Below are 14193 nucleotides of genomic sequence, written 5' to 3'. Positions count from 1 at the left end.
TTACCACAAATTAAATCGAATGAAAAAGCACATAGCATTATTTTTATTTTCTTTTACAGTATTTTCTCAAGAAAAGTCAAAAATAATTTACAGCAACGAAACAGTTACTATTAATTCCGGAAAAACTTTAGAAATTGAGTCTTTTGTAACAGAAAGTAGGGGAATTTCAAAAAGCAAAAACACACAGGAATATTCCATTAGAATTCCCTTTAATAGTTTTAACGAAATTTCAAATATAAAAGGTTCAACATTCATTATAAGAACAAACAAGACGGAAGCCTTGACATCTTCGGCTATTGGAACATTCGACGCAGAATACGAAAATGTTTATAAAAGCGACAACCAATTCAAATATTTTGTACTTCCAAAAGTAGAAGACAATTCGGTAATTGAATTTTCGTATAAAAATAAAATTAAAAAACCTCAGTTTTTATCGACATTCTTGTTTCAAAATCTAATAAAAACAGGGGCAACAAAATTCCAAATTAGATGTCAATCCACAACGGAAATAGGTTATAAAATTTTTGGAAATTATCAAGACAAAATAATTTTCACCAAAACAAGGGAAGGAAATTTAGACATTTATACTTGGGAGGCCAACGATATTCCAGAATTCGAAGCAGAAAAAGATATGCCAAGCTCTCTTTATTTTATACCGCATCTCATTTATTACATTAAAAGTTATGAACAAGAGGGTAAAAAAAAAGAAGTATTAGGAACTCCAGAAAAATTATATCAATGGTATTATTCGCTTGTAAAAGACATCAATAAAACCGATCAAACAGCATTAAAAACCAAAACTTTTGCGCTGATAAAAGATAAAAAAACAGATTTAGAAAAAGCAAAAGCAATTTACCAATGGGTACAACAAAATGTACATTATGTAGCTTTTGAAGAAGGAATGGGCGGATTTGTTCCCAGAGAAGCATCGGATATTTTTCAGAAATTTTATGGAGATTGCAAGGATATGGCGAATCTTTTGAACCAAATGTTGCAATATGCCCAACTGGAATCTAATCTAACTTGGATTGGAACACGCCTTAAACCTTATAAATATGAAGAAGTTCCAACACCACAAGTGGACAACCATATGATTACCAATCTTGTTATTGACGGAAAAAGTTATTTTCTCGATGCCACTGATAAATTTTGTCCGTTTACTTTCCCATCTTCTATGATTCAAGGTAAAGAAGCTTTGATAGGTAAATCAGAAAAAGAATTTAGATTAGAAATGGTTCCAATTGTAGAATCTATCAAGAATAAAACAACCATTTTATTGAAACTAAATCTAGAAAATAATAACATAATTGGAGATGTAACTACAACTATTTCAGGATTAAACAAGAGTTATTTACTGAACAGTCTTTCGGCTAATATCCAAAAAGAAAATGAAATTTGGAAAAATACGCTTACGGTAAACAACCAAAAAATTCAGTTAGAAATTCAAGAATTGCAAAAAAACGACTATCAAGAATTGCCTTCAAAAGCTTTTTTTAAATTGAAACTAGAAAATGGCGTCAAAGATGTCAACGGCAAATTATTGGTAAAATCCCTTTTGCTTTTTCCTTTAAAAGAAAGCTTGATTGATATTGAAAAAAGAAAACTCTCAATCGAAAATGACCTGGCTTATGTTTATGAAATTCAGTATGAATACCAGTTGCCAATGGATTATAAAGTAGAATATTTGCCAGAAAATGCCAAAACAGAAAACGATTTGGGAAGTTATGATATTCAATATAACCTGGTTAATAATTCGATTAAAGTTATCCAAAAAATAGAATCCAAAAAATTACTCTTGGAAACCAAAGATTTTGCACTTTGGAATTCTTTTATAAAAGCATTAACCAAACAATACAACCAATCTATAATTCTCTCCAAATGATGAAAAAAATTACCCTAATTTTTGTATTATTATTGTCGTTTCAAAGTTATTCTCAAGAAATAAAAAGTTACACTTGGGATGAAAAACCAACTTTCAAAGAAATCCCAGAAGAATATAAAAATCAACCTGCAGTAGTTTTGCTTGACAAACGCTGGATTCATACACGAGTTGGAGGGTATGCATTCGCCACCTTTGGAATGAATCACTTTGCCATAAAAATTAATAAAGCAGAGGAAATCAATAAATACAACAAAATAAAAGCCCAAGACAATGGCTATATCAGAGACGTTCGGGATTTTCACGCTCGAGTAATAAAACCTAATGGAGAAATAAAATTATTACCGCAAGAAAAAATTATCGAAACAACTGAGGATAAAGTCAAATCGATAGTTTTTGAAGGAGTAGAAGTAGGCGATATTTTGGAATATTATTTTATCATAAAAGAAAACCCAATGTCTTATGGAGTCGAAGTTTTCCAAAAAGAAATCCCAGTATTATTCGCCGAATTTACTTATTCTAAAGAAGGTGTAAAATTTGAAACTTTTGCTTCACCAGAGTTCGAAAAAACAGGTTCGAACAGTAAAACCACTTTAACAGCGACTAATATTCCGCCTTATAAAGAAGAATCGAATGCCCGAAACATAAAGAATTTAGTGAAGTTAATTTATATGGTTTCAACACCAGGAATGGATATTTACAATTGGAGTACTTTTTTACCTAGATATCTTTCTAAACCTTCTTTTCAATTTTTTAAGAAAAACCAAGCGAGAGAATTTATTCAAAATTTAAACGTTGGAACCGAATCAACAGAGGAAAAATTAATCAAAATCGATGAATACATAAAAACTAATTTCGATTTTATCGGCAAAGGAGAAACGGCTCAAAAAATCACGAGTTTAAATAGCGGAAAGCAAAAATTAACGGCCAATGATGTTTTCGATTTATATGGATTTACACTCAAAGAATTGAAAATTCCTTATAAAGTGGTCGTTGGAATGTCGCGTTTTGTTGGGGAAGTGGACGTCGAAAAATTTGTCGTACCCTTGTCACACGAATTTATGTATTACATCATCGAAACCGAAAAATTCTTTTCTCCTTACGAGAAATATTTGTCCTACGGTTATCCAATGTATGAAGTGCAAGGCTCAAAAGGGAGAACTTATAACGCTGCCAATAAAGAGAATTATGAAATAACTTTCCCAATTGTTCCTGCAGAATTTACCGTCAACGAAACCCAAAGTGTCGTTTCGCTTTCCGACGATTTAACAACTGCAACCATTGATAAAACATATTCAAACACTGGATATGACGGGCAGTTGTATAGAAATTGGGTGAAATACATCAAAGAAAATGAAGACGAAAAAACACTTACCGACTTTATCAAAAAGAGGGTATTTGGAGAAGAATTAGATTTAAAATTAGCCAATTTTACTTTCGAAAATCAAGAGTTCAAATACAACTATACTAATACGCCATATACCATAAAAGTTAAGGCTGAAGCCAATGAATCCTTAACTGAAAATGCTGGAAATTTGGTGCTTGTAAACCTCGGAAAAGTGATTGGAAAACAATTTAATTTATACCAAGAAACGGAAAGAAAATGGGATGTAGACATCTACTACACCAAAACATACAAGCACAAAATAATTTTTGACATTCCAAAAGGGTATGAGGTCGAAAGTTTCAAAGATTTGGTAATTGACAAAAAAATGGGTGGAGACGAAAGCAAAAATTGCTCATTTAAATCCACCGCAAAAGTCGAAGGAAACCAATTAATTATTGAGGTTTTAGAGATTTACAAATCCATAAATTACCCAAAAGAAACCTATCAAGAATACAGAAATGTAGTGAATGCATCTTCCGATTTTATCAAAGCATCGGTAGTGTTGAGACCAAAGAAATAAGTTATTAATGGCTTGTAGTTCAAGATCAATGTTTTTAAATTAATAATTCATCAACCGAATCGAAAGTTACTTATGAAGTGATTAATAAACAGAATTATTTAGATTTTATAATGTAATTTAAAAAATAAATTTATGACACTTCAGGATTTTGAAAAACAGATTGATCCAGTTATTCTTAAAAGAGGAAAAGAATATTTCAACAACGATTCCGTTGAATTTTTAAAAGAAATAAAAAAAGGATATTGGACTGCAAACGTACCAGGAACAGATGACTATACTATTGAAATACAGGTAGGAAGTAAAGAAAGTATTAAGCTATACTCTTGCGATTGTCCTTATGATTATGGAGATATATGCAAGCACATAGTAGCAGTATTATATGCAATTTCAGAAGAAAAAAGTACTGATATCCTACCAAAATCAGCTAATATAGAAAAAGTAACAAAGCAACGAAAACTATCTTTTGATGTCCTTTTAAATAAAATAGAGCTAAGGGAGTATCAAGATTTTATAAAACAATATTCTCAAATTAATAAAAATTTTAAAGATCAATTTGAATTGTATTTTTCAGAAAAAAACGAATCATTTGATTTAGAGAAAAAGTATGTTGAGATTATAAAAAAAACAATTAAAAAACATACATCAAGAGGTTATATTGATTACTTGGCATCCAATAAATTAGGAAAAGAACTCAATCAATATTTAGACGTTGCTAAACAATATGTTTCCAAGAATAATTATCGGGACGCAACGGTTCTTTATCAAATTATTATAAAAGAGGTTATAAAAGTTGTTGAATATTGTGATGACAGTAGCGGTTATGTTTTTGAAAATGTTAACGAAGCCATTTCAAGTTTAGCTGAAATGATTAATGCTCCTGTATCGTTTGACTTTAAGGAAAAAATTACTGATTTTTTAAAACAAGAACTTAAGGACAAAATTTATTTCGATTACGGAAATTTTGGTTATGATTTAACAGAAATCTATGCCACATTCTCTATTAAAACCGATAGAAAAGAAGATTTTATTCAATATTTAGATTCTAAAATACAATTTGCAAAGGATATCGATTTTGATAGAGCGTTTTTTATAAAAACAAAAATTTCGTATTTATTAAATATAGGTAATAATGATGAAGTAAAGAGAATCATTCAGCAAAACCTAGATATACCAGATATTAGAAATATTGAAATTGATGGGAATATTGAAAATCAGGACTATGAACTAGCAAAAAAACTGATAAGTGAAGGCATAAAAATAGCGGAATCAAAAAGACATTCAGGAACCGTATTTCAATTTGAAAAAAAATTGTTAGCAATAGCAGTTTTAGAAAAAGACATTCAATTAGAGCGTTATTTTTCAAGGAAATTCGCTTTGGGACAAACATTGGACAGCAACTATTATAAACAATGGAAAAGTACTTATCAAGATGAAGAATGGATACAGACAATTGAAGAAGTGATTTCAACAGTTACTAAAAAGATAAACGACACAGTTAAAAACCATGTGCTCCATAACTATAATTCACTTAACAGTAACTTACTCTATAGGTTAGGGCCTATATATATTCAGGAAAATTATTGGGACAGACTTTTAGCTCTTGTTCAAAAACAAGAAAATTTAGTTACAATTTTAAGTTATTATCCTTACTTATTAAAAACATATCCGAATGAGTTATTAGATACTATTATTCCCGTATTTGAAAAAGAAGCAGATAAAAGCGATGGAAGAAGTCAATATAAAGATTTAGCCAACAAGATGAAGTCAATTATAAAAGATTATCCAAAAGAAAAAGAACGCATTTTTGAAGTTGCCCGAAAATTAAAAAAGAAATATCCTCGACGTCCCGCAATGATAGAAGAATTAGATAAGTTATTTTAAAGTCAGTTTTGATACAAAATGTTAAAATAAGTAATTGTCAAAATTTGGATAATAATAACCACAAAAAACTTCCATAAATAGCTTTTTTTGGCTGTTTTATGTCTAAAAAGTAGCATTGCAATTCCTGAACCAATTGTTCCGCCAAGAAATACAAAACTTAAAAGAGTACGTTCAGGAATTCTTCTTTTTTGATTTTTAGCTAAATATTTATCGTAGCCTATGCTCGCAAAAGCAATTAGGTTTATCACAAAAAAGAAACAGAATAAAACAGTCATTTGATTTAAATTAAAGTCAAAGATATTATTTTAGCCCGTAGAAAATAGAGACAATGACAAATATAGATTTCATTAAAAAACAGGTCGCTACAGCGGCCATAAACATTCAAAAAACAGTTCAACTTTTACAAGAAGATTGCACGATTCCGTTCATTTCCCGATATCGAAAAGATACCACTGGAAATCTAGATGAAGTACAAATTGAACACATTGCCAAGCTTCAAAAAGAATATGAAGCAATTGCAAAACGCAAAGAAGCAATCCTAAAATCAATTGAAGAGCAAAACGGATTAACCCCAGAATTAGACAAAAAAATACAGCAAAGTTTTGATTTACAGGAATTAGAAGATTTGTATTTACCTTTCAAAAAGAAGAAAAAAAATAAAGCTGATGTGGCTCGTGAAAATGGGTTAGAACCTTTAGCGAAAATCATCATGGCTCAAAACAAAGATGATATTGATTTTTTAGCAACGAAATATTTGAACGATACTGTCAATAATGAAGATGCAGCTTTGCAGGGTGCAAGGGATATTATTGCCGAATGGATCAACGAAAATATTTTTGTTCGTAAACAATTGCGACGCCTGTACGAGAGAAAAGCAACCATTACAACCAAAGTAGTAAAAACCAAAAAAGACGAAGAGGGCGCTCAAAAATTCAACCAATATTTTGATTGGTCTGAACCGTTGACAAAAGCACCATCGCATAGATTATTAGCAATGCTTCGTGCCGAAAACGAAGGTTTTATCAAGTTTAAAGTAGAAGTAGATCTGGATGAAGCCTATGATATTATTGACGAATTGGTTTTAAAAGCAGACAGTCCAGCTACGTCACACGTACAGTTAGCCATTGAAGACAGCTACAAGCGGTTGCTCAATCCTGCTATATCAAACGAAGCTTTACAGGAAGCGAAAGCAAAGGCTGATGCCAATTCGATTCAGGTTTTTGCTACTAATTTAGGGCAGTTATTGCTAGCGCCACCTTTGGGCGAGAAACGAATTTTAGCCATCGACCCAGGATTTCGTTCAGGTTGTAAAATAGTTTGCTTAGATGAAAAAGGCGATTTAATCTACAACGAAACCATTTATCCGCATGCGCCACAAAACGAAACCGCTATGGCCATGAAAAAGATAAAATCGATGGTAAACGCCTATAATATCGACGCAATTTCAATAGGAAACGGAACGGCTTCGCGCGAAACCGAGTTCTTTATCAAGAAAATTGCTTTTGATAGAGCGGTTCAAGTTTTTATCGTTTCAGAGGCGGGTGCTTCGGTATATTCTGCATCAAAAATCGCTCGTGAGGAATTCCCTAATTATGATGTCACGGTTCGTGGATCGATTTCTATCGGTCGCCGATTGAGTGATCCTTTGGCCGAGTTGGTAAAAATTGATCCAAAAGCCATTGGAGTAGGCCAATACCAGCACGATGTGGATCAAAGTAAATTGAAAGAAGAACTGGATACCACTGTGGTTCGATGTGTAAACTCTGTGGGTGTCAATATCAATACGGCGAGTAAACATTTGTTGAGTTATGTGAGTGGAATAGGAGAGAAGCTAGCCGAAAATATTGTTACTTACCGTTCTGAAAATGGTCCTTTTGAGGATCGAAAGCAACTCAAAAAAGTACCTCGTTTGGGCGAAAAAGCCTTTCAGCAAGGTGCTGCTTTTGTTCGAATTAAAGACGGGAAAAACCCATTGGATAACTCAGCTGTTCATCCTGAAGCCTATTCAATTGTGGAAAAAATGGCTAAAGATTTGAAGTTGAAAGTAACTGATTTAATTGCAAACAAGGAGAAAACAGCCTTAATCAAACCAGAAAATTATGTTACGGCTGAAATCGGTCTATTGACTTTAAAAGATATTATTAAGGAATTAGAAAAACCTGGTTTAGACCCTAGAAAAGCAGCTAAGGTTTTCGAATTTGACCCGAATGTAAAAACCATTAAAGACGTAAAAACAGGAATGATTTTGAACGGAATTGTCAATAACATTACCAATTTTGGTTGTTTTGTAGACTTGGGTATTAAGGAAAGTGGTTTGGTACACATTTCTCAACTCAAAGCAGGATTTGTGAGTGATGTTAACGAGGTAGTCAAGTTACACCAGCACGTTACCGTAAAAGTAACTGAGGTAGATGAGGATAGAAAGCGAATTCAGCTGACGATGATACTTTAAATCATAAAAAAAGGCTTTTCAAATTATGAAAAGCCTTTTTTTTATTTTGTTTCTTCTTCTTTTTTATCAGCTGGCTGACCGTCTTTAGCAGCGTTTTTGAATTCTTTGATCCCGCTTCCTAAACCTTTCATTAATTCTGGAATTTTTTTACCACCAAAAAGGAGTAAAACAACAGCAATGATTAAAATCCACTCTGAACCACCTGGCATGAAACCTAAAGTTATGTTTAAAAAGTTCATATCTCTAATATTTAAATATAGATTACAAAGGTATATAGAATTAGTTAACAGAAACAGATTTCGGTACGTTTATTTGGTTTCAAAAGCGTTAAAAATTCATTAAAAAAATTTTCAGCTTTAAAATGCTAGCAAAATATGCCAATACAAGCATGAACAATAATTGTTATATTTGTTCGATAATCAAATGATATGTCCAGTAAAAGTCAAAGAAGGCGCAAACTCAAGGAAAATCTATTCAACAAGCGACGTTTAATCATATTGAACGAAGATACTTTTGAAGAAACATTTTCTTTGAAACTCACGTTAATGAACGTATTTTTGGTTGCAAGTGTAGGAGCAATTTTAATCATTTTTGTCACTACATTTATTATAGCTTTTACCCCATTACGAGAGTTTATACCGGGATATTCTTCCTCAAAATTAAAGAAAGACGCCCTTGAATTGGCCTTGAAATCAGATTCTTTGTCCCGAGCGTTGAAAAAAAACGAAGTCTATATCAAGTCTATTCAAAAAGTATTGACGGGTGAGTTAGAATATGCAAAATTCAATAAAGATTCTATACTTTCTACCGCAGATGATGTGCCTTCTCAAGCCGATCTGTCCGCATCAAAGCAAGAATTGGAACTCAGGGAACAAGTAGCTAGAGAAGAAAAGAGATCGCTTTCTATAAAATCAAAAACAGAGTAAAAAATCGATTTTTATCTTTTAAAGAACAAAAATTAAAATGTCAATAAAATCAATTGCAGCAAAATTATTTGCACAAAAAATATACAAGAAAACCCAACTTTGGGCCAATAATCCTATTGCAACGCAAAAGAAAGTTTTACAAAAATTAATCAAAGAGGCAAAGCAAACGCAATTTGGTATTGACCATCATTTTGACCAAATTAAAAATGAGAAGGATTTTGCTAACCAAGTTCCAGTTCGGGATTATGAGGCGCTAAAACCGTATGTGGACAAAGTGGTTCAAGGCCAAGAAAATATCTTATGGAAGGGAAAACCGCTCTATTTTGCTAAGACATCTGGAACAACGTCGGGGGCCAAATACATTCCGTTGACTAAGGAATCTATGCCGTTTCATATTGAGGCCGCTCGCAATGCGATTTTACATTACATTCACGAAACAGGTAAAGCTGATTTTGTAGATGAAAAAATGATTTTCTTGCAAGGAAGTCCGCTTTTAGAAGAAAAAAACGGAATAAATCTAGGAAGGTTATCCGGAATTGTAGCGCATTTTGTTCCAAAATACCTTCAAAAAAACAGATTACCTTCTTGGGAGACAAATTGTATTGAAGATTGGGAAACTAAAGTAAATGCGATTGTCGAGGAAACATTTAATGAAAACATGACGGTTATTTCAGGAATTCCTTCTTGGGTGCAAATGTATTTTGAGAAGTTGCATCAAAAAGGAGGGAAGCCTATTGGCGAAATTTTTAAAAATTTTAATTTGTTTATTTATGGCGGTGTGAATTACGAACCGTATCGCGCCAAATTTGAAAATTTGATAGGTCGAAAAGTAGATAGTATTGAATTGTTTCCGGCTTCGGAAGGATTTTTTGCGTACCAAGATTCGCAAAAGGAAAAAGGAATGCTGCTGCTGTTGAACTCCGGAATTTTTTATGAATTTATAAAAAGTGACGAGTTTTATACTGAAAATCCTAGACGATATACGATCGGCGAAGTAGCATTAGGCGTGAATTATGTTTTGATAATTTCTACCAATGCGGGACTTTGGGGGTATAATATTGGCGATACCGTTCAGTTTACGAGTTTAAAACCGTACCGAATAATTGTATCGGGTAGAATCAAACATTACATATCGGCTTTTGGAGAACATGTTATTGGTAAAGAAGTCGAGAGTGCGTTGCAAGAAGCTATTATTGGTACTACTATTCGAATTAATGAATTTACGGTGGCGCCACAAATTACACCATCCGAGGGATTGCCGTATCACGAATGGTTTATAGAGTTTGATCCCGAAGCATCGGGAGAACCAGAAGACTACGTAGCATTTGCGGAAGCGCTGGACAATGCCATGCGCAAACAAAACATGTATTATGATGATTTGATTGTGGGCAAAGTGCTCCAAAAATTGGTGGTTACTCAAGTAGTTAAAAACGGTTTTCAAGAGTACATGAAATCAATTGGTAAACTGGGGGGACAAAACAAGATTCCAAGACTTTCGAATGATAGAAGTATCGTGGATCAATTAGAAAAATTACTATTATAAAATGAAAAAATTTACACTGTTTTTATTATTCGTGAGTTCTTGCATGTATTCACAAATTAAAGGGATCGTTCTTGATGAGAGTAATAAGCCCATTCCTTATGTTAATATTTGGGTAGAAAATGAAAATATTGGAACAACAACTGAGGAAAATGGTTCGTTTTCTATTCATTTAGAAGATCAAAATAAGGTTTTAATTTTTTCTGCTTTGGGTTTTGAAACCAAAAAAGTTAAAATTTCGGAAGCTGAAAAAGTAGTTTTGAAAGAAACAGCTTTTCAGTTGGATGAGGTGGTTATTTCTAAAAGTAAAAGCACAGTAGAAATTGAGATTGGAGGCTCTAAGAACATAAATCATACATACTTACCAGGCGGCGTTCCGTGGATTTACGCCAAACGATTTAATTATAGCAATGATTTTTCAAAAACGCCATTTATTAAAAATACTATTATTTTCACAACAAGTGAAATTAAAAACGCCACCTTCAAATTAAGAATTTTCGAAGTAAATAAAGAAGGGACTCCAGGGTTAGATTTATTAGATGAAGATATTATTGTAGCGGTTAAAAAAGGAAATCAAGAAAATAAAATTGACTTAACTAAATATAATTTAGTAGTACCCCAAAACGGAATTTTTATAGCTTTTGAATGGATGATTATTGAAAGCAATAAGATTAAATTAAATTACAAAGAAAAAAATTCAAATAAAAATAGAGAATATATAACGTTTGCCCCAAGTATTGTATGCAATCCAGTAGAATTAGAAAATACATTTGAATTTAGAGGTGGTAAATGGATACAAACTAAAAAAAGTATTCGTGAGGGAAAATATAAAAATAAAGTAACTGAACCCGCAATTAATCTTACTTTAACAAATTAGAAAATAAAAAAACTACCTTTGCAGGTTAGAAAATAAGTAGAAAATGAAAGAAACAAAAAATATATCACGCTCCAGAGCGCAAGAATCATCGGCAGCCATCGAAAAAATGTACATCACGATGCGTCATCTTTTTAACCGAGGATTTTATAAGCCAATGGGAATTTCAGGTGATACGTTGCGCGAAGCTTTATTAGCGTTAAGCCCAGAAATATATGGAAATATTGCAGATGAAAAAGTAGAATTAAACGGACTTTTGTATGTAATCGAGCGTTTGCCAGTTGGTATTGAAGAATGTAGGTTTATCAATTTAACATCAGAAGAAGGGTATTCAAAATCGCATTTTCAGGCAATAGTTCCTCCCAAAAGACGTCGCAATTGTTACCGTATCGATGAGGAGCAAATGAATGTAGAAATTACAAGAGGACGATCAGATATTTATGATATTCTGACACACTTGACGTTTATTTTCATTGAATCACACAAAATTAGAAATAGAGTTTTACTAGATGATTCTGGTGAAGTTTCTCGCGATTGGATCAAATTAGAGCAAGCAGTTTCTCAAAAGAAGAAACTAACTTTGGTAGAAAAAGAGAAAGCGATTTCGCACGCTGCTAATATTCTAGGACGAAGATTTGAAGAAGTACTGGATATTTATGATGCCTTTGGTTCCGCCGCTGCACCAGATCGCTTCTTGCACGTTATTTTTTGGTTAGGAAAATTAGCGATTGAAGAAATCGTTGAAGATAACAAGAGAACCATAACGTTTAGTCCTATTTTGAGGGAACGTTTGGGACACCATATTCACGGAGAAATTTGGGCTACCAATATCAAAGAAGTTTTAAAAGAAAATCAACTTTTAGACCGTCCAATTCACGTGATCAGTGCAAACATGCACAGTGTAATGAATTCTATCTTTGCTACCGAAGTTTTGAAAACCAAGTTCAAAGACAAGTCTGATTTCTTTATTTATGAGGAGTTAAGTAAATCTGGGGCACATGAGGTTCGCAATCAAGTAACGGCAGTTGCTTTGAAGCAAGGAATGATCTCGTTGCCAGATGCATCAGGAACTAATATTGACGTACAAATTTTTGATACAGCCAAAATTGATTGGGCGAGATCATCTTTTCCTAAAGCCAATACAGGAGATAAAAAGCCGGTATTGATTGTTATGGATTATGCTTTTGGGGAACAAGCCTATGAAACCATTGATGAATTATTAAAACCCTATAAAAAAGAAACTTTGCTCAATGTAGAATCGGTTTCTATAATGGGTAAAGCAGGGATTTTAGAAGGAGGGAAAGGCGATATCATGATTCCGAATGCGCACATCAACGAAGGAACAGCTGATAATTATTTCTTTGAAAATGAATTGTCCGCTGAGATGTTTGAAGGGAACGATATTGCTGTATTTGCAGGTCCAATGGTAACGGTACTAGGAACATCATTGCAAAACAGGGATTTATTAAAATTTTTCCACGAATCGACTTGGGGAATTATCGGACTGGAAATGGAGGGTTCTTATTACCAAAAAGCGATTCAATCGGCATCAAAAATCAGAAAAAGTGTGCCGCACGATGTCAAAGTAAGATATGCATATTATGCCTCTGATAATCCACTTGAAACCGGAAGCACTCTAGCTTCAGGCGGATTGGGAACTACAGGAGTAAAACCTACGTATTTGATTACTATTAAAATATTGGAACAAATTTTCAACGTAAAATAATTATCCTATGAACGAAAATAGGCCGCTTAATTCAAGTGATCAAGAAGTTGATTTGTCTCTGATATTTACTAAAATGGGTCTTTTTATAGATCGTGTTTTTTTGCGACTATTTGAAGGTTTTTTGTTCCTGAAACGAAATGTTTTGGTGCTTATCGTATTGTTCGTTTTGGGTGCAGCGCTTGGCCTATTTTTGGATAAATCCAGAACAGCCTATGATCATGAAATAATTGTCATGCCTAATTTTGGATCTACAGATTATTTGTATGGTAAAGTTGCTTTGCTAAATGCCAAAATCAAAGAAAACGACAGCTTGTTTTTACAAAAAATAGGATTTGACAGCGGTATCAAATTACGAAATATTGAGGTAACTCCAGTCATTGACGTCTATAAATTTGTGGGTAACAATGAGCAACGTCTAGAGTTAGTAAAACTCATGGCAGATGAAGGTGGTGCCGCAAAGTCATTAGAAAACGAATTGACTAGCAAGAATTATCCTTTTCATCAACTGTCGATCTCTACAGCTAAGAAAGTAGGTCAAGATGATTTTGTGAAACCTTTGCTGGCGTATTTGAATGATTCAAAGTATTTCTCGGATATCCAAAAAGAAAATCTGAACAACCTTGAAACGAGCCGCAAAGAGAATGATTCGATACTCAAACAAATAAATACCTTACTGAACAACTTTAGCAACAATCCAAAAGGATCAAGCAGCAGTTTAGTATATTACAACGAAAACACACAAGTAAACGACTTGATAAAAAATAAGGAAGCCATAATCAAGCAACAAGGTAGTGACCGTTTAGACAAAATTAACTTCGATAGTGTTATTAAAGAAGTTAGTTTGGTTACTAACATTAAAAATGTAAAATCTATCAATGGTAAACTTAAATTTTTAGCTCCATTTGTTTTTATTGGAATTTTTTTATTGGGTAGCTTGTTCGTTGGTTTTTATCAAAATCTTAAAGTTAAATACAATAAATAGTAGACCAATATAATCAGTTTGGCAGG

General features: G+C 32.9%; 11 protein-coding genes. 9 read left to right on the top strand and 2 right to left on the bottom strand.

Features of this window, described 5'->3' with window-relative positions; all coding sequences use genetic code 11:
- Window positions 1-19 precede the first annotated feature (19 nt).
- The 3 genes from AC061C_RS03180 to AC061C_RS03170 all read left to right on the top strand — a co-directional run bounded on the left by AC061C_RS03180 (window position 20) and on the right by AC061C_RS03170 (window position 5667).
- On the top strand, window positions 20-1882 hold the full coding sequence (locus tag AC061C_RS03180) for a DUF3858 domain-containing protein (protein ID WP_478290003.1): 1863 nt from the start codon (window positions 20-22) through the stop codon (window positions 1880-1882).
- Entirely contained in the window at window positions 1882-3786 is a 1905-nt protein-coding gene (locus tag AC061C_RS03175) for a DUF3858 domain-containing protein (protein ID WP_478290002.1), read from the top strand. Before AC061C_RS03180 ends, AC061C_RS03175 begins: the two co-directional genes overlap by 1 nt.
- Window positions 3787-3918: 132 nt before the next feature.
- The gene (locus AC061C_RS03170) at window positions 3919-5667 is read left to right on the top strand and encodes an SWIM zinc finger family protein (RefSeq protein ID WP_478290001.1); all 1749 of its coding nucleotides are present in this window, start codon (window positions 3919-3921) and stop codon (window positions 5665-5667) included.
- 2 nt (window positions 5668-5669) lie between these two features.
- Here the strand turns inward: AC061C_RS03170 and AC061C_RS03165 are convergent, their stop codons facing one another.
- On the bottom strand, window positions 5670-5942 hold the full coding sequence (locus tag AC061C_RS03165; RefSeq protein WP_478290000.1) for a DUF1294 domain-containing protein: 273 nt from the start codon (window positions 5940-5942) through the stop codon (window positions 5670-5672).
- 53 nt (window positions 5943-5995) lie between these two features.
- Here AC061C_RS03165 and AC061C_RS03160 point away from each other — a divergent pair, with 53 nt between their 5' ends.
- Window positions 5996-8119 carry a Tex family protein gene (locus tag AC061C_RS03160; protein WP_478289999.1) on the top strand — a complete coding sequence of 708 codons (2124 nt, stop codon included), beginning with the start codon at window positions 5996-5998 and terminating at the stop codon, window positions 8117-8119.
- Between the two features lie 41 nt (window positions 8120-8160).
- Here AC061C_RS03160 and AC061C_RS03155 read toward each other — a convergent pair whose 3' ends face one another.
- Window positions 8161-8328 carry a Sec-independent protein translocase subunit TatA/TatB gene (locus AC061C_RS03155; RefSeq protein WP_478290036.1) on the bottom strand — a complete coding sequence of 56 codons (168 nt, stop codon included), beginning with the start codon at window positions 8326-8328 and terminating at the stop codon, window positions 8161-8163.
- 219 nt (window positions 8329-8547) lie between these two features.
- Between AC061C_RS03155 and AC061C_RS03150 the strand changes: the two genes are divergently transcribed.
- Genes AC061C_RS03150 through AC061C_RS03130 form a run of 5 tightly spaced genes read left to right on the top strand, consistent with a single transcriptional unit; the run spans window position 8548 to window position 14167 of the window.
- The gene (locus AC061C_RS03150) at window positions 8548-9045 is read left to right on the top strand and encodes a peptidase (protein ID WP_478289998.1); all 498 of its coding nucleotides are present in this window, start codon (window positions 8548-8550) and stop codon (window positions 9043-9045) included.
- A 37-nt stretch (window positions 9046-9082) separates the two neighbouring features.
- A complete protein-coding gene (locus tag AC061C_RS03145; RefSeq protein WP_478289997.1) occupies window positions 9083-10588 on the top strand; it encodes a GH3 family acyl-acid amido synthetase in 1506 nt (501 codons plus the stop codon).
- 1 nt (window position 10589) lies between these two features.
- Window positions 10590-11462, top strand: coding sequence for a carboxypeptidase-like regulatory domain-containing protein (locus AC061C_RS03140; protein WP_478289996.1), 873 nt, complete (start codon window positions 10590-10592; stop codon window positions 11460-11462).
- A gap of 43 nt (window positions 11463-11505) precedes the next feature.
- Entirely contained in the window at window positions 11506-13185 is a 1680-nt protein-coding gene (locus AC061C_RS03135; RefSeq protein ID WP_478289995.1) for a DUF6909 family protein, read from the top strand.
- Between the two features lie 7 nt (window positions 13186-13192).
- Entirely contained in the window at window positions 13193-14167 is a 975-nt protein-coding gene (locus AC061C_RS03130; RefSeq protein WP_478289994.1) for a hypothetical protein, read from the top strand.
- Window positions 14168-14193: the final 26 nt, after the last annotated feature.

This window comes from Flavobacterium sp. GNP010 (assembly GCF_056428945.1).
This window is presented reverse-complemented; position numbering and strand designations above follow the sequence as displayed.